At 61.6% G+C, this 13,747-nt stretch carries 17 protein-coding genes; 12 read left to right on the forward strand and 5 right to left on the reverse strand.

The window, feature by feature from the left end:
- Window positions 1-467: 467 nt before the first annotated feature.
- From ACUSIJ_RS25515 to ACUSIJ_RS25530, 4 genes are all read left to right on the forward strand, one after another.
- Window positions 468-692, forward strand: a complete 225-nt coding sequence (locus tag ACUSIJ_RS25515; RefSeq protein ID WP_449311240.1) for an antitoxin MazE family protein — start codon at window positions 468-470, stop codon at window positions 690-692.
- The gene (locus ACUSIJ_RS25520) at window positions 689-1,048 is read left to right on the forward strand and encodes a type II toxin-antitoxin system PemK/MazF family toxin (RefSeq protein ID WP_449311241.1); all 360 of its coding nucleotides are present in this window, start codon (window positions 689-691) and stop codon (window positions 1,046-1,048) included. The genes ACUSIJ_RS25515 and ACUSIJ_RS25520 overlap by 4 nt, the downstream gene beginning before the upstream one ends.
- A gap of 94 nt (window positions 1,049-1,142) precedes the next feature.
- Entirely contained in the window at window positions 1,143-1,397 is a 255-nt protein-coding gene (locus ACUSIJ_RS25525; protein ID WP_449311242.1) for a hypothetical protein, read from the forward strand.
- Window positions 1,398-1,418: 21 nt separating this feature from the next.
- Complete coding sequence (locus tag ACUSIJ_RS25530; protein ID WP_449311243.1) at window positions 1,419-3,122, forward strand: recombinase family protein; 1,704 nt, start codon at window positions 1,419-1,421, stop codon at window positions 3,120-3,122.
- Window positions 3,123-3,505: 383 nt separating this feature from the next.
- Here ACUSIJ_RS25530 and ACUSIJ_RS25535 read toward each other — a convergent pair whose 3' ends face one another.
- A complete protein-coding gene (locus tag ACUSIJ_RS25535) occupies window positions 3,506-3,874 on the reverse strand; it encodes a winged helix-turn-helix transcriptional regulator (RefSeq protein ID WP_449311244.1) in 369 nt (122 codons plus the stop codon).
- Between the two features lie 111 nt (window positions 3,875-3,985).
- On the opposite strand from ACUSIJ_RS25535, the gene ACUSIJ_RS25540 reads away from it, so the two are divergent.
- Window positions 3,986-5,002, forward strand: a complete 1,017-nt coding sequence (locus tag ACUSIJ_RS25540) for a zinc-binding alcohol dehydrogenase family protein (RefSeq protein ID WP_449311245.1) — start codon at window positions 3,986-3,988, stop codon at window positions 5,000-5,002.
- A 28-nt stretch (window positions 5,003-5,030) separates the two neighbouring features.
- Here the strand turns inward: ACUSIJ_RS25540 and ACUSIJ_RS25545 are convergent, their stop codons facing one another.
- Complete coding sequence (locus tag ACUSIJ_RS25545) at window positions 5,031-5,936, reverse strand: LysR family transcriptional regulator (protein ID WP_449311246.1); 906 nt, start codon at window positions 5,934-5,936, stop codon at window positions 5,031-5,033.
- A 108-nt stretch (window positions 5,937-6,044) separates the two neighbouring features.
- On the opposite strand from ACUSIJ_RS25545, the gene ACUSIJ_RS25550 reads away from it, so the two are divergent.
- Entirely contained in the window at window positions 6,045-7,073 is a 1,029-nt protein-coding gene (locus ACUSIJ_RS25550; RefSeq protein WP_449311247.1) for a zinc-dependent alcohol dehydrogenase family protein, read from the forward strand.
- A 7-nt stretch (window positions 7,074-7,080) separates the two neighbouring features.
- Window positions 7,081-7,212, forward strand: a complete 132-nt coding sequence (locus tag ACUSIJ_RS25555; protein WP_449311248.1) for a hypothetical protein — start codon at window positions 7,081-7,083, stop codon at window positions 7,210-7,212.
- Window positions 7,213-7,235: 23 nt separating this feature from the next.
- Here the strand turns inward: ACUSIJ_RS25555 and ACUSIJ_RS25560 are convergent, their stop codons facing one another.
- Window positions 7,236-8,168, reverse strand: coding sequence for a LysR family transcriptional regulator (locus tag ACUSIJ_RS25560; protein ID WP_449311249.1), 933 nt, complete (start codon window positions 8,166-8,168; stop codon window positions 7,236-7,238).
- A 96-nt stretch (window positions 8,169-8,264) separates the two neighbouring features.
- On the opposite strand from ACUSIJ_RS25560, the gene ACUSIJ_RS25565 reads away from it, so the two are divergent.
- Entirely contained in the window at window positions 8,265-9,065 is an 801-nt protein-coding gene (locus tag ACUSIJ_RS25565; protein ID WP_449311292.1) for an NAD(P)H-dependent oxidoreductase, read from the forward strand.
- Window positions 9,066-9,106: 41 nt separating this feature from the next.
- On the opposite strand, the gene ACUSIJ_RS25570 is transcribed toward ACUSIJ_RS25565, so the two are convergent.
- Window positions 9,107-9,736, reverse strand: a complete 630-nt coding sequence (locus tag ACUSIJ_RS25570; protein ID WP_449311250.1) for a TetR/AcrR family transcriptional regulator — start codon at window positions 9,734-9,736, stop codon at window positions 9,107-9,109.
- A gap of 67 nt (window positions 9,737-9,803) precedes the next feature.
- On the opposite strand from ACUSIJ_RS25570, the gene ACUSIJ_RS25575 reads away from it, so the two are divergent.
- The 3 genes from ACUSIJ_RS25575 to ACUSIJ_RS25585 all read left to right on the forward strand — a co-directional run bounded on the left by ACUSIJ_RS25575 (window position 9,804) and on the right by ACUSIJ_RS25585 (window position 12,162).
- Window positions 9,804-11,000, forward strand: a complete 1,197-nt coding sequence (locus ACUSIJ_RS25575; protein WP_449311251.1) for a serine hydrolase domain-containing protein — start codon at window positions 9,804-9,806, stop codon at window positions 10,998-11,000.
- 599 nt (window positions 11,001-11,599) lie between these two features.
- Window positions 11,600-11,881 carry a type II toxin-antitoxin system ParD family antitoxin gene (locus ACUSIJ_RS25580; RefSeq protein WP_449311252.1) on the forward strand — a complete coding sequence of 94 codons (282 nt, stop codon included), beginning with the start codon at window positions 11,600-11,602 and terminating at the stop codon, window positions 11,879-11,881.
- On the forward strand, window positions 11,878-12,162 hold the full coding sequence (locus tag ACUSIJ_RS25585; RefSeq protein ID WP_449311253.1) for a type II toxin-antitoxin system RelE/ParE family toxin: 285 nt from the start codon (window positions 11,878-11,880) through the stop codon (window positions 12,160-12,162). The genes ACUSIJ_RS25580 and ACUSIJ_RS25585 overlap by 4 nt, the downstream gene beginning before the upstream one ends.
- Before the next feature lie 236 nt (window positions 12,163-12,398).
- On the opposite strand, the gene ACUSIJ_RS25590 is transcribed toward ACUSIJ_RS25585, so the two are convergent.
- The gene (locus ACUSIJ_RS25590; protein WP_449311254.1) at window positions 12,399-12,734 is read right to left on the reverse strand and encodes a GIY-YIG nuclease family protein; all 336 of its coding nucleotides are present in this window, start codon (window positions 12,732-12,734) and stop codon (window positions 12,399-12,401) included.
- A 144-nt stretch (window positions 12,735-12,878) separates the two neighbouring features.
- Here ACUSIJ_RS25590 and ACUSIJ_RS25595 point away from each other — a divergent pair, with 144 nt between their 5' ends.
- Window positions 12,879-13,526: a DUF2239 family protein gene (locus ACUSIJ_RS25595; RefSeq protein ID WP_449311255.1), complete on the forward strand. Its 648-nt coding sequence runs from the start codon at window positions 12,879-12,881 to the stop codon at window positions 13,524-13,526.
- Window positions 13,527-13,747 lie beyond the last annotated feature (221 nt).

The raw sequence follows: 13,747 nt of genomic DNA on the forward strand, positions 1-13,747 counted from the left end.
AGATAAAAGAAACCGGCACTACGTTGGCCGGATTTCAGAAATTATCGTTGTCTGCACACTGTTTAGGTGGGGCGCGAGCGGCACCCCACTTTTGACCCCTATGGTGCCTCGATTGCGCGCAAAGCTTTGGCATTCTTGGATTTCGAGCGGCACCAAAGGCGCAAATCGTCCAGTTTTCGGCATTTCGGCTCGGAGAACGTCCGAGCACATCGCGGTACATAACCGGCGTTATGGTCTTGCTGCCGGGAGCATGAAACCGGATCGCCGTCAGGCCCTCAAGGCCAAGCCGCTGCGCGGGGGCGCACGCGCCCGCCTTGACCGCCTGCCGCCGCTCCGGTGGTGGCTCGGGAAGCAGACAAGGAAGGATTGGGGGCGCTGTCGCGCTCCCATGCCGGAACGAACGAAAGGGGTGGTCATCGTGAGTGGGTCGTGATAGGTTACATGTAACTATATTGTGGAGACCGATCATGGTGACAGCATCCAATTCCAAGCCCGTGCGGGTTAAGGTGCGCGAGCACCGCGACCGGCTGCGCGCCCAAGGGCTGCGGCCCATCCAGATTTGGGTGCCGGACGTGCGCGCAGCCTCTTTCCGGGAACAGGCGCATCGCCAGTCGCAAGCGGTCGCCGCGAGCGCCTATGCCCGCGAGGATCAGGCTTTCATCGATGCGGTTTCCGATTGGGACGATGAATGAGGCGCGGCGAGGTCTGGACGGTCTCGGGCGGCAAGGATTATGCAGGCAAGCCGCGCCCGGTCGTGATCGTGCAAGACGACAGTTTTGACGCAACCGACTCGATCACGATCTGCGCCTTCACCACCGACCCGACCGATGCGCCGCTGTTCCGTCTCGTGGTTGAGCCGAACGAGCGCAACGGCCTGCGTTCCCCCTGCCGCCTGATGGTGGACAAGATCACCACCGTCCCCAAGGCGAAGATAGGTGTGCGTGTCGGGCGTCTCGATGATGAGGACATGGTGCGGCTCAATCAGGCCATGACCGTGTTCCTCGGCATGGCCGTCTCTCCCCGAGCCGGAAGGAGGAAGGAGACGTGAGCATTGGAGCATCGACCTTGCAGGTAGGGAAACGGCGGCAATCGGCGGCGAACGGGTCGTTCCGGATACGGAAGAGCCGGGCGATGATGAGGGCATGTCCAGGACGTGCGCCCATCACAGGCCCAACCGTCGCGGGCGCGTCGAAACCGGCGTGCTGCCCGACGATCTTTACGACTACGCCAAGCCCCAAACGCCGTCGCGCGTCGGGCGGCCGGTCAAGCATGACCTTTCCGGCTGGACCGTCACCGACGACTGGCCCGAGCACATCCCGGTCACGGAGACCGAGGTGGACGTGTTCGAGGCGTGGTTCGGCGATCTATTCGATGAACTCTTCGGGCCATGCCGATGATGTGAGAAGGAGGCTTCTGTCATGACTGCACTCCAACTCTCGAACGGGGTGCGTGCCGCCCTCTATCTTCGCGTCTCGACCGCCCGGCAGGCCGAGCATGACATTTCCATTCCTGACCAGAAGCGGCAGGGCGAAGCCTATTGCGAGTCTCGCGGCTATCAGCTCGTTGAGACTTATATCGAGCCGGGCGCAACCGCCACCAACGATAAGCGCCCCGAGTTCCAGCGCATGATCGAGGCGGGCACGTCCAAGCCCGCACCTTTCGATACTGTCGTGGTGCATAGCTTCTCGCGCTTCTTCCGCGATCACTTCGAGATGGAATTCTACGTTCGCAAGCTGGCGAAGAACGGCGTCAAGCTGGTCTCCATTACGCAGGAGATGGGCGACGATCCCATGCACCAGATGATGCGGCAGATCATGGCGCTGTTCGACGAATATCAATCGAAAGAGAACGCCAAGCACGTCCTGCGCGCCATGAACGAGAATGCCCGGCAAGGCTTCTGGAACGGCGCACGACCACCCATCGGCTATCGCATCGTCGCGGCCGAGCGGCGGGGATCGAAGATCAAGAAGAAGCTGGAGATCGACCCGCTGCACGCCGACACCGTGCGGCTGATCTATCGGCTGTTCCTTGAAGGCGACGGCACGTCCGGCGCGATGGGCGTCAAGGCCATCACCACCTATCTCAATGAGCGCCGTTTCTTCACCCGCGACGGCGGACGTTGGGGACTGGCGCAAATCCACGCTATCCTGACCCGCACCACCTATATCGGCGAGCACAGATTCAACACGCGCTCGCATAAGAACCGGGAGAAGAAGCCGGAGAGCGAGGTCGCCATCATGGCAGTGCCGCCCTTGATCGACCGCGAGATATTCGATGCGGTGCAAGCCCGCCTCAAATCCCGCAACCCCATGGTGACGCCCGCGCGCGTGTCGAGTGGTCCCACGCTCCTGACCGGCATTTGCTTCTGCGCCAAGTGTGGGGGCGCGATGACGCTCCGCACCGGCCGAGGCAGCGCGGGCGGCACATACCGCTACTACACCTGCTCGACCAAGGCGCGGCAGGGCAAGACCGGCTGCAAGGGCCGCACGATCCCGATGGGCAAGCTGGATCACCTTGTCGCCGATCACATTGGGGATCGCTTGCTCCAGCCCAAGCGGCTGGAAACCGTGCTCGCCAGCGTTATCGACCGCAGGCAGGAGCGCACCGAGCGTCGCCGCGAGCATCTAGCCGAGCTTCACAGGCGAATCACGGAAACCGACCAGCGGCTTGGCCGGCTCTTTGACGCCATCGAAGCCGGCATGGTGGACAAGGACGACGCCATGGCGAAGGAGCGCATGGCAAGCCTCAAGGCGTTGCGGGATCAAGCCGCTGCCGACGCAGAGCGCACGCAGCTCGCGCTCGACAGTTCAGGCAATCAGGGCGTCAGCCCCGATATGCTCAAAGGGTTCGCCCGCAAGGCCCGCGAGCGGATACGGCTCGAAGGTGGAGGCTATCGCCGTGACCACCTGCGCGCGCTGGCCCAGCGCGTCGAGGTCGCGGACGACGAGGTTCGCATCATGGGATCGAAGTCGGAATTGCTGCGAACGCTGGTCGCCGCTTCGAGCGTAGAAACGGCGGCGTTCGGCGTTCAGAGTTCTGTACTGAAATGGCGCGGGCGAAGGGATTCGAACCCTCGACCCCAACCTTGGCAAGCGAAAAATTGGGTTATCCCGCTGTTTTAAAAGAGCTTATCGGAGTTTGCCCCGGTGCGCCAGAGTGCCGGTTCCGTCGGGGCTAGTGGCATTTTACCTGGGTGAAACCCTGCGGAACTGCCGGATTGGCATGTGTACCGCAGCGGAATGGCGGATGTGTAACCGCGTGGTGACCGCGGTTGTTCATGCAGCCCCAATCCTCAGGGTTTCGTTCTCCACAGAGGTGTCGAAATCTTTGATAGCTGTGAACCGGCGGAATCTGGCTGCGCTTGCCAGCGACAGAACCTCAACGGTAGCTTCATCGACACGCCCCAGCTATCGATTGCTAGCTCGGCCGCGAGGTCATGGGTGTCGTGCAGGGGGGCGGTCTCGTGGCAGTTGTGGCAGAAAAGGAGGTTGGGCTATAGCCTCCGTTATTCAGCCGCCTGACGAGCTTCTGCGTCGCCAGCACCTGCAACATTCGCCTCGCCCCATTCCTTGAGCGCGAGGATGACGGGCTCAAGGCTGCGCCCGCGTTCAGACAGGCAGTATTCCACCTTGGGCGGCACTTCAGGATAGACGGTGCGGATCACGAAGCCATCCGTCTCCAGTTCACGGAGCTGATTGGTCAGCATCCGTTGCGTGACGTTGGGCAACCGGCGACGGATTTCGTTGAAACGGAGTGTGCCTTGCAGCAGGTGCCAGAGCACCACGCCCTTCCACTTGCCGCCAATGAGCGCAAGCGTCGCCTCCACCGGGCAGCCCGGACTGCAATCGAAACGCTCATGACGGAGGCGTGGCATCAGACGGTATCCTTTTCGACACTATGTGCAGTTTATGTGCATTCTTGCGAAAAATACGCCAAGGCGTCACTTATAACCAGACATGAGTTCTGAATCGAACAGGAGACGCAGATGCGTGCCGTTGGCTACAAGATCCCGCTTCCCATCGCAGAGGGCAATTCGCTGGTCGATATAGACCTGCCGCGTCCCACCCCCGCGGGCCGCGACCTGCTGGTCGAGATCAAGGCCATCTCGGTCAATCCCGTCGACACCAAGGTCCGCGCCAATGCCCGGCCGGAAGGGGATGGCTGGAAGGTGCTGGGTTGGGATGCGGCTGGAATCGTGGTCGAGGCCGGGCCGGACGCCAACTTGTTCAAGCCCGGCGACGAGGTATTCTATGCCGGTTCGATCACACGGCCCGGCACCGATGCCGAGTTCCATGTCGTAGACGAGCGAATCGTCAGCCGCAAGCCAAAGACGCTCGGCTGGGCGGAATCGGCAGCGCTGCCGCTGACCGCGATAACGGCATGGGAGACCTTGTTCGACCGTCTGGACGTGAAAGGGCGGTCGGTTCCCGGCGCTGCACCTGCGATTCTCATCATCGGCGGCGCTGGCGGCGTTGGTTCCATCGCTATCCAGCTTGCCCGCAAGCTGACCGATCTGACCGTCATCGCCACAGCGTCACGGCCGGAGACGGAAGCGTGGGCGACCGAACTTGGCGCACATCATGTCGTGGATCATTCCAAGCCTCTGGCCCAGGAGGTCGCTGCCCTCGGCGTTGGTGCGCCTGCCTTCGTGTTCTCAACCACAAAAACCGACCAGCACTTCCCCGAAATCGTCGAACTGATTGCCCCGCAGGGCCGCGTGGCGCTGATCGACGATCCGGCCGCGTTCGACATCAATCCCTTCAAGCGCAAGAGTGTTTCGGTGCATTGGGAGTTCATGTTCACGCGCTCGATGTTCGGCACCGCCGATATCGCAGAACAGGGCGTTTTGCTCAATGAGGTTTCGCGTCTGGTCGATGATGGCACGATCCGCACTACGCTGGCGGAGAATTTCGGGCCGATCAACGCGGCGAACCTCAAGCGCGCCCATGCCCTGATCGAAAGTGGCAAGGCCAAGGGCAAGATCACGCTGGAGGATTTTTGAGCTAAGTAGTGTGTTGCGCTTTGAAAGATTACAGCTCAGCGCTGCCGGGCAATGACGCCGCAAGCGCGTCGATAGCAAACCGTACCCGGAGTGGCAGATGCGGTGTCTCGGGCCAAAGCGCATGCGTCCTGAAGATGAGCTGCGGCACATTCTCGAAAAGCGGAACGAGCCGCCCGCTGCGAACACGATCCCGGATTAGCCAGCAGGGCAGCCAAGCCAGTCCGTGGCCTGCCTCGGCAGCATCGGCAATGGCTTCAAGATCGTCGAAGCGAAGCCGGCTCGGCGGCGTCACTTCCCGCAATTGCCGGTCGCCTACCGGAAACTGCCAAGTCCGGATGCGCCCGGCACGACCGTAAACGATTCCCACGTGCGCTTCGAGATCATCGAGCGTTTCCGGGCGACCGTGTTCGGCAAGATAGGCCGGGGAAGCGCAGACGGTCATCCGTTGCAGGCTGATTGTGCGTGTCATCAGCCCCGCACCATCTCCAATTCCGCCATTGCGGATGGCGAGGTCAAAGCCGTCTTCGGTCAGGTCCACCGGACGGTCACAAAAGGAAAGGTCGAGTTCAAGCTTCGGATGCTCCATTACGAGCCGTGCAAGGACTGGCGCGACGCAGCGGCGTCCAAACAGCACTGGCACGGAGACCCGAATACGCCCCGAAGCCTCGCGTCGGCCGGAATCCAGCGCGGTTTCGCCCGCTCGCAGTTCATGGAGCGCTCGCACGCAGTGCTCGTAATAGACCTGTCCGTCTTCGGTCAGGCTCTGGCTGCGCGTCGTGCGATGGAACAGGCGAACCTCAAGCCGTGCCTCTATCCGGGCGATTGTCTTGGCGACAGCCGAACGTGTGAGATGCAGCCGTTCAGCAGCGGCGGCAAAGCTGCCGCTCTCTACCGCTGCCACGAAAACATCCACCCCACCGAGCGGCTCGCTCATCCATTGTCATCCTGAAGGAACCAATGCAGGGAACATATATCATCACTGGCGTCTGTTATTCAACGGTATGTTGCCGCGACTCCTTCAACAACAAACAAGGAACGAGCGATGACAGAGACAATGCGGCGCTGGGAGATGGGCGGAATTGGCCTCAACCAACTGGAATTGAGAGAAGTTGCGGTTCCCAAGCCGGGATCGGGCGACGTGCTCGTGAAGGTGACGGCAGCCTCGCTCAATTACCGCGACAAGCTGGTAATCGAAAGCGGCATGGGTTTGCCGCTGACCTTCCCGTTCACTCCCGGTTCCGATCTGGCCGGAACGGTGATGGCATTGGGTGAGCATGTCACCCGGTTCCGCACGGGCGAACGTGTGATTTCGACCTTCGCACCGGGCTGGATCGACGGCGCGCCGCTGGGCGACGCGCGCACACCACCCTATCGCACCCTTGGCGGCACCTATCCCGGTGTACTCGCGGAATATGTCGCAGTTTCAGAAGAATGGCTTGTTCGCGCCCCGGAGACCCTCTCCGATGCCGAGGCGAGCACCTTGCCCTGCGCGGGCCTGACCGCCTGGTTCGCATTGATTGAGAAGGGAAAGCTCCATGCCGGTGAAACGGTTCTGGTCGAAGGCACTGGCGGCGTGGCGCTGTTTGGCCTCCAGATCGCCAAGGTGCATGGGGCGCAGGTGTTCGTGGTTTCGGGCAGCGCGGAAAAGCTGGAGCGTGCGAAAGCACTCGGCGCGGACCATGGCATAGACCGCACCAAAGAAGACTGGGTGGAAGCGGTGTGGCGTATCACCGGTGATCGAGGCATAGATCATATTGTGGAACTGGTTGGCGGGCCACATGTCGGCAAGGCCGTGCAGGCAGCTGCCATCGGCGGACGCATTCACCAGATCGGTGTGTTCGAAGGCTTCGATATTGCGGCTCCCGCCGGTCCGCTGATGCTTAAGAACCTAACCGTCCACGGCATCGGCGTTGGACACCGTCGGGCATTGGAAGATTTGGTTGCTGCAGTAGACCGTGCTGGCATCATCAAGCCGACAATCGATTCAATCCATCCGCTCGCTGAACTACCCGCTGCGCTCGAGCATCTCGACCGCGGCGCTTTCGGCAAGATTGTCATCGAACTGGCGTGAGGACGGGATGGTTGGGCTGCGCGACATCCGGGTCGACGCTATCGCACCGGGTGGCGTTGAAACCGAAGGCACGTGTGCCAATGGCGTGGCCGGCGGCGAGGCGGAACGGCGCGTCGTTGCCTCGGGCGGGTTCCGGTGAGGCGGAGGTGCCCTCAACGGGAATTAGCCGTTCCGCGAGGTCCGTTCGATGCCGGGGATGCCAGGTATCTTTTCGGCCAGGTACTCCACCAGCAGCCTGACGCGCACAATAGCGGCCCGTTCCGGTACGATGAGCATGTTGAGCGGCACGGATGGCGGCGCGTAGTCCGGCAGGAGAACTTCGAGACGACCGTCGACGAGGAGGTCATCCACCAGCCAGAGATGCGCCGGGCCGAAGCCACGGCCGGCAAGAAACGCCTCGCGCGCGGCAAGCCCATGATCGACCCGCAGGCGTCCGTCGAAGGGCACGACATGGGTTCCTCCATCCGGTTCCTCCAGCGTCAGGACATCGCTTCCGGCGATGTTCGACATGCGTACGCCTTCGAGTGCGGTCAGTTCCGCGGGCTTCGTCGGCAGCCCATACCGCGCCAGATAGCCGGGTGCGGCGACGAGGACACGCCGGCTGACCCCGAGCGCGTGCAGTTTCATGGAACTGTCTGCGAGCGGACCGAGACGGATGGCGATGTCTACCCCTTCGCGCACGAGGTCGATGCGTTCGTCCGTGAGGCTCAAATCGACGGCAATGGCGGGATAGAGGTCCTGAAAGGCGAAAATCAACCGGCTGATATGCCGGCTGCCGAGCGCTGCCGTACAGGAGATGCGCACTATGCCGGCGGCGGCTGCACCCGTATTGCGCGCCTCATCACCGGCCTGTTCGACAAGGCGCAGGATCTGTACGGCCTTGGCGTAGTAGCGGCTGCCTTCCTCGGTGAGCGTGACACGCCGCGTGGTCCGGCTGAACAGCGCCACGCCAAGTGCCTCCTCCAACTCGCGGATATGCCGCGTGACGCTGGACTGGCCAATGTTCATCTCACGCGCCACAGCCGACAGGTTCCCGCGTTCCGCGACGCGGACGAAGGAACGCATGCGTTCGAGCGTGATGTTCGATTGATCCATTTTTCGGCATTATCATATTCAAATTCGATCTATACCGGATTAATGAGTCAGCGCCTAGCTTGGGAGAACATCGTCTTCTACAAGCAGGTGTCCGCCATGAACGTGCTGATCGTATTCGCCCATCCCGACCCCCGCTCCCTCAACGCCGCTCTGCGCGACGTTGCCGTCGCGGAACTGGAAGCGCAGGGACATCCGGTGCAGGTCTCGGATCTCTATGCCATGAACTTCAAGGCTGCGGTCGATCGCGCTGACTTTCCGGGTCTCGACGCCGACGCGCGCCTTAAGGTACCTGCCGCCTCCGGCGCGGCGTTTGCGGCTGGCACGTTGACCGAGGACGTCAAGGCCGAACAGGACAAGCTGCGGTGGGCGGACATGCTGATCCTCCAGTTCCCGCTTTGGTGGTTCGCCATGCCGGCGATCCTGAAAGGCTGGGTCGATCGGGTATATTCCTATGGCTTTGCCTATGGCGTCGGCGAACACAGCGATCATCGCTGGGGCGACCGCTATGGGGAAGGTACGCTTTCCGGCAGGCGCGCCATGCTGATCGTGACAGCCGGCGGCTGGGAATCGCACTATGCGGCGCGCGGCATCAACGGCCCGGTCGATGACCTGCTGTTCCCGATCAATCACGGTATCCTGCACTATCCCGGCTACGACGTGCTGCCGCCCTTCGCGGCCTACCAAGCCGACCGTCTCAATGAGGTCGGGTTCGCGCGGGTTGCTGAGCATTTGCGCGAGCGGATGCGGACGATTGAGGCCACGCCGCCGATCCCGTTCCGCCGCCAGAACGGCGGGGACTATCTGATCCCGAGTCTCGAACTGCGGCCGGGTGTCGGCGTGCCGGGCGCGACCGGCTTTGCGCTGCACCGACGGGAAACAGGTCTCGCGGGAGACTGACGGGAAGGGCCGCCTGTTCCTGTCATCATCGTGCTTGTCCTTCAGGCCCGATGACGCTCGATTTCCGCGATCGCGTGCTCAACCAGTGCCAACAGCGCCTTCTCGGATGCGCCATCCTGCGCCTGGACGGACAGGCCCTGAATCATTGCACCCACGAAACGGGAGAGTGACTCCGCATCGGTTTCCGGCAGCAACTGTCCCTCGGCAATGCCGCGTTCTATCCGCGACCTGATCGCATCGAGTGTTCCGTCCCGCAGGCCCGAGACGTGGCGGGCGACCGGCTCGTTCTCGACCGCGCAGGTGAGCACGGCTGTCGAGATCATGCATCCGCGCGGACGTCCCGGTCTGGTGAACTCCCGCACGGAGTCGCGAAGCACCTGCGAAAGCGCCGCCACAACATCCTTCCACGCAAGGGCACGAACCGCGCCAGCTCCGATATGGGCCTGATACCACGCCAGCACCTCGCGATAGAGATCGGCCTTGGACGAAAAGGCCGCGTAGAGGCTCTGTGGCGTGATGTCCATTGCTTTCGTCAGGTCCACAATAGAGGCGCCTTCATAGCCCAATTGCCAGAAAGTCTCCGTCGCTTTCGCCAGCACCTCGTCGCGGTCGAAGGCGGGCGGACGACCACGCCGGCGCGGCGCGGTTTCATTATTTTTAACAACGATCACTCTGGAAATATCCTCCGCAACGCGCTATTCAGGAACGATCGCTCCTGATATATGAGGTTTTCGCGCCATGCGCATCGCTATTGTCGGCATTGCCTCCATCGCGCTCGCAAGTGCTGCTCTCGCTCAGCCCGCTTCCGACCCGGCACTCGAAGCAAGGCTGAACTCAGCGATCGACCGTGCTATCAATGAAAAGCGGATCGTCGGTACGGTTGTGTTGGTCAGCAGGAACGGCGAGATCGTCTATCGCCGCGCTGCCGGCCATGCGGATCGCGAAGCCGGATCGCCGATGCGTGAGGACTCGATCTTCCTGCTTGCCTCGGTCACCAAGCCTTTCGTAACGGCGGCCGCCATGCGGCTGGTCGAGGAAGGCCGGCTGGACCTCGATGCTCCCGTCACGCGATGGCTGCCGGATTTCCGCCCGGCGCTGCCGGACGGCTCGACGCCCGAAATCACAATCCGTCAGCTGCTCACCCATTCCTCCGGCCTGGGCTATGGTTTTCTAGAGCCGGCGGACGGCCCTTATCACCGGCTGAACGTCTCGGATGGCCTCGACCAGCCCGGCCTGTCGCTGGAGGAAAACCTGTCCCGCCTCGCGTCCGCGCCGCTCAACTTCGAACCCGGCAGCGGCTGGCGCTATTCCCTGGGAATCGATGTGCTCGGCGGCGTGCTGGAGAAGATTGAAGCCCACAGCCTTTCCGAGATCGTGCAGGAAAAGGTGACAGATCCGCTCGGACTGAAGGATACGGATTTTTCCGTCCGCGATTCCTCCCGGCTGGTGAAACATTACGCTGATGGCGATCCCGAACCCATACCGATGACGGATGGCATCGCTGTGCCTCTCGATGGGCTCGCCGCAACCTTCGCGCCCTCCCGCATCCTCGACTCCAAATCCTATCCATCGGGTGGTGCGGGCATGGCCGGCACGGCTAGCGACGTCCTTCACTTTCTGGAGGCGATTCGCACCGGTGGAGCGCCGATCCTGAAGGCCGGGACTGTGGAAACCATGGTTGAGGACCGTGTCGGCCCGCAGACCGAGACACAGGGGCCGGGCTGGGGCTTCGGCTATGGCTGGGCAGTGCTCGTCGATCCCAAGCCGACGGGCACGCCGCAGGCCGCAGGCACCCTCCAATGGGGCGGGGCCTATGGCCATAACTGGTTTATTGACCGTGAAAACGGCCTGACGGTTGTAGCCCTCACCAACACCGCCTTCGAGGGCATGGCCGGCGCGTTTGTGACCGACATCAGAAACGCGGTCTACGAGTAGAAAACGATCCAGATTGCCAGCACGGCAGTCGGGATCGTCGCCAGCAGGCACTTGCGCGACACGTCGTGGCGCTGTCTGCACGGAAAGCCCAAGCAGGACGATGAGCCCAAATCACAGCACTCGCGGCGGTGCGGCACCGTGTACTAGCCGGTATCATGCTGCCGGCGGCATACACCTCGTACCCCGGATAGCCCACACGCTGAGCCGCCCCGGCTCCGCCGCGACATGGGCCAGTGCATCGAACAGGCCCGGGTCGAAATGCCGGTGGCGTGCGGGCTGCTCCAGATAGCCGAGCCCTCCAGCGCCCAATCCGCGCCCCGCGACTTCAACCACGCCCAAAACGACGAAAGCCGCGGAAAACCGCGGCTTTCGATCGTATCGATATTTGGAGCGGGCGAAGGGATTCGAACCCTCGACCCCAACCTTGGCAAGCTAAAAATTAGGCTATCACGCTGTTTTAAAAGAGCTTATCGGAGTTTTCCCCGGTGCGCCAGAGTAGCGGAATGGCGGATGTGTAACCGTGCGGTGACCGCGATGATGGACTCCCCCTGCTCTCGGTAGTAAACTTGCCTACCATCCAACGAAAGGAGAGCGGTCTCATGGCCAATGTCGAGAAAGTGAGCGTCGCGCTCACTCCTGAAATGGCGGCGATGATTCGGGAGGTCGTCGCGGCGGGTGAGTATGCGTCGGCGAGCGAGGTTATGCGGGAAGCCCTGCGCGACTGGAAGCACCGGCGGACGCAGCGTGCCAAGGCTGTCGAGGAACTGGGACGGTTGTGGGATGCTGGCATTAACAGCGGCCCGGCTGTCGATGGCGAGGCAGCCTTCGCCCGGATCAGGCGGAAGCTCGACGCCAAGATCGCTGAGCGTGAGGCCGAATGAGCTATCGGCTTCGCCCACAGGCTGAGGCGGATATCGAAGCCATCGCCCTTTACATCGCCGAGGATAATCCCTCGGCAGCCCGACGCCGGTACGACGACATTTATCGCCGCTGCCAGCGGATCGGGGAGATGCCGGGTATCGGCGTCGCGAGGCCGGAGGTGAGGCCCGACCTGAGAAGTTTCCCCATTGGTAACTACCTGATTTTGTATCGTCAGATTGATGATGGGGCAGAGATCGTCCGCGTCGTGCATGGCGCACGCCAATGGGAAGATCTGCTCTGACCTCACGGTGGGTGTGGAGAACGTCCGATGGCAAACACGGTTTAGGAACAGGGGCATACTGCCTGCTATCGCACTGTTTAAAAAGAAGTTATCGCAGTTCACTCCGGTGGGCCAGAGTGCCGGTTCCGTCGTGCCTCGTGGCATTCGACCTGGGTGAAATAGGATGGAATCGCTGGATTGGCGAATGAGTAACCGCGCGGTGACCGCTCGAGACAGGCACGAAAGACTCACGGTGCTCACATAGCTTTGGCGTTCAGCTTTATTCGCCAGTGGAGCGCCCGCTCCTTCAAGTTTTTGTCACGTATATAAGGAGACGCGTCGGTTTCGATTTTCTCGATGACCTCGAAGCTGAAGTGAACTTCTCCGTATTGACGCCATGAGGCCAGCAAGTCTGGTCTTGGGTGGATGCCTTGCCGAAGTGCGAACCATATGCGTGTCTGAATGGTTTCTATGTCGGACCATTGGCCGACCCAGATATCGCCGGAGGCGTCGCAGCGAATAGCGTAAACACCGCCAGCCACTTTGCGTTCCTTGTAAGCGGCAACTGCCGCCTTTCTCTCTTCGCCGATCATTTCACCTCTCCCATCAATTCATTGTGCCGCTTCCGCAAACTGCCTCGCCAGCGACATACCGACACCATTAATATTATCCGGATGATATTGACGCAAGGCTTTTTATCCGGGTATTTTATGCCCGTGGCTATATGGAGTTGACCGGTGTCCGACTATCTCTCGAAACCCTGCACTGCATTCGACGGCTATCGGCTGCTGTCGTCCGGTCCATTGATCGAGGTCGCCCTCGCGGTGAAAGCGGTGATCGAAAGCGACCTCACGCGCGCAGTTCTGGTGTTCGACGATTTGACGGGACGTGTGATCGATCTGGATCTGCGTGGCTCGAAGGCCGAGATCATTGAAAGACTGTCGCATGTCGCCCAACAGCCTGCCGGACGCTTTACATCTCGATCGGGCGAACCATCCGAGCCTCCAAAGGCAGACGCTTTGGAGCCACGAGGGCGGGGGCGGCCAAGATTGGGCGTTGTGGCCCGTGAAGTGACGTTACTGCCAAGACAGTGGGAATGGCTGGCCGCGCAACCCGGCGGTACCTCGGCCGTCCTCCGGCGGCTCATTGATGAAGCCAAACGAAACGGCAATTCTCTGCAAGAACGACGAGCCGCCCAAGAAGCTTGTTATCAATTCATGTGGGGGATCGCCGGCGACTTGCCAAATTACGACGAGGCTGCTCGCGCTCTTTTCGCGGATGATCGTGAAATGCTGGAGCACTGTGTTGCGGAGTGGCCGGAAGATATTGCAACGCACGTCATTCGGCTTGCCTTCGGGGTTCTGCCTGCAGCCCGACAGTCGTGACGCGGCTCATCGCCACACCACGCTGTGCATTCGTGTCTCGATAGGTATACGGGCTAATCGTCCGCGCATGCGTCTCTCATCACGGCGGTGAACCTATGCGCGCGCGAGGCCGGATATGGGCCGGGAGCGGCGGTCTTGCTCATGCTTCTCTCCACGAGGTAGCTGGAGGTGGCAAGCCGAAGCTGATTGCTCTCGGCTGGTACAAATATACTTGATGATGA

This window comes from Pseudochelatococcus sp. B33, from assembly GCF_053570585.1.

What these genes read in the sequence shown, in the direction of transcription:
- ACUSIJ_RS25530 (WP_449311243.1), top strand. Translation starts at nt 1,419, where the DNA reads ATGACTGCACTCCAACTCTCGAACGGGGTGCGTGCCGCCCTCTATCTT.
- ACUSIJ_RS25525 (WP_449311242.1), top strand. Translation starts at nt 1,143, where the DNA reads ATGTCCAGGACGTGCGCCCATCACAGGCCCAACCGTCGCGGGCGCGTC.
- ACUSIJ_RS25515 (WP_449311240.1), top strand. Translation starts at nt 468, where the DNA reads ATGGTGACAGCATCCAATTCCAAGCCCGTGCGGGTTAAGGTGCGCGAG.
- ACUSIJ_RS25585 (WP_449311253.1), top strand. Translation starts at nt 11,878, where the DNA reads ATGAGCTATCGGCTTCGCCCACAGGCTGAGGCGGATATCGAAGCCATC.
- ACUSIJ_RS25590 (WP_449311254.1), bottom strand. Translation starts at nt 12,734, where the DNA reads ATGATCGGCGAAGAGAGAAAGGCGGCAGTTGCCGCTTACAAGGAACGC.
- ACUSIJ_RS25565 (WP_449311292.1), top strand. Translation starts at nt 8,265, where the DNA reads ATGAACGTGCTGATCGTATTCGCCCATCCCGACCCCCGCTCCCTCAAC.
- ACUSIJ_RS25535 (WP_449311244.1), bottom strand. Translation starts at nt 3,874, where the DNA reads ATGCCACGCCTCCGTCATGAGCGTTTCGATTGCAGTCCGGGCTGCCCG.
- ACUSIJ_RS25520 (WP_449311241.1), top strand. Translation starts at nt 689, where the DNA reads ATGAGGCGCGGCGAGGTCTGGACGGTCTCGGGCGGCAAGGATTATGCA.
- ACUSIJ_RS25555 (WP_449311248.1), top strand. Translation starts at nt 7,081, where the DNA reads ATGGTTGGGCTGCGCGACATCCGGGTCGACGCTATCGCACCGGGTGGC.
- ACUSIJ_RS25560 (WP_449311249.1), bottom strand. Translation starts at nt 8,168, where the DNA reads ATGGATCAATCGAACATCACGCTCGAACGCATGCGTTCCTTCGTCCGC.
- ACUSIJ_RS25580 (WP_449311252.1), top strand. Translation starts at nt 11,600, where the DNA reads ATGGCCAATGTCGAGAAAGTGAGCGTCGCGCTCACTCCTGAAATGGCG.
- ACUSIJ_RS25540 (WP_449311245.1), top strand. Translation starts at nt 3,986, where the DNA reads ATGCGTGCCGTTGGCTACAAGATCCCGCTTCCCATCGCAGAGGGCAAT.
- ACUSIJ_RS25545 (WP_449311246.1), bottom strand. Translation starts at nt 5,936, where the DNA reads ATGAGCGAGCCGCTCGGTGGGGTGGATGTTTTCGTGGCAGCGGTAGAG.
- ACUSIJ_RS25575 (WP_449311251.1), top strand. Translation starts at nt 9,804, where the DNA reads ATGCGCATCGCTATTGTCGGCATTGCCTCCATCGCGCTCGCAAGTGCT.
- ACUSIJ_RS25550 (WP_449311247.1), top strand. Translation starts at nt 6,045, where the DNA reads ATGACAGAGACAATGCGGCGCTGGGAGATGGGCGGAATTGGCCTCAAC.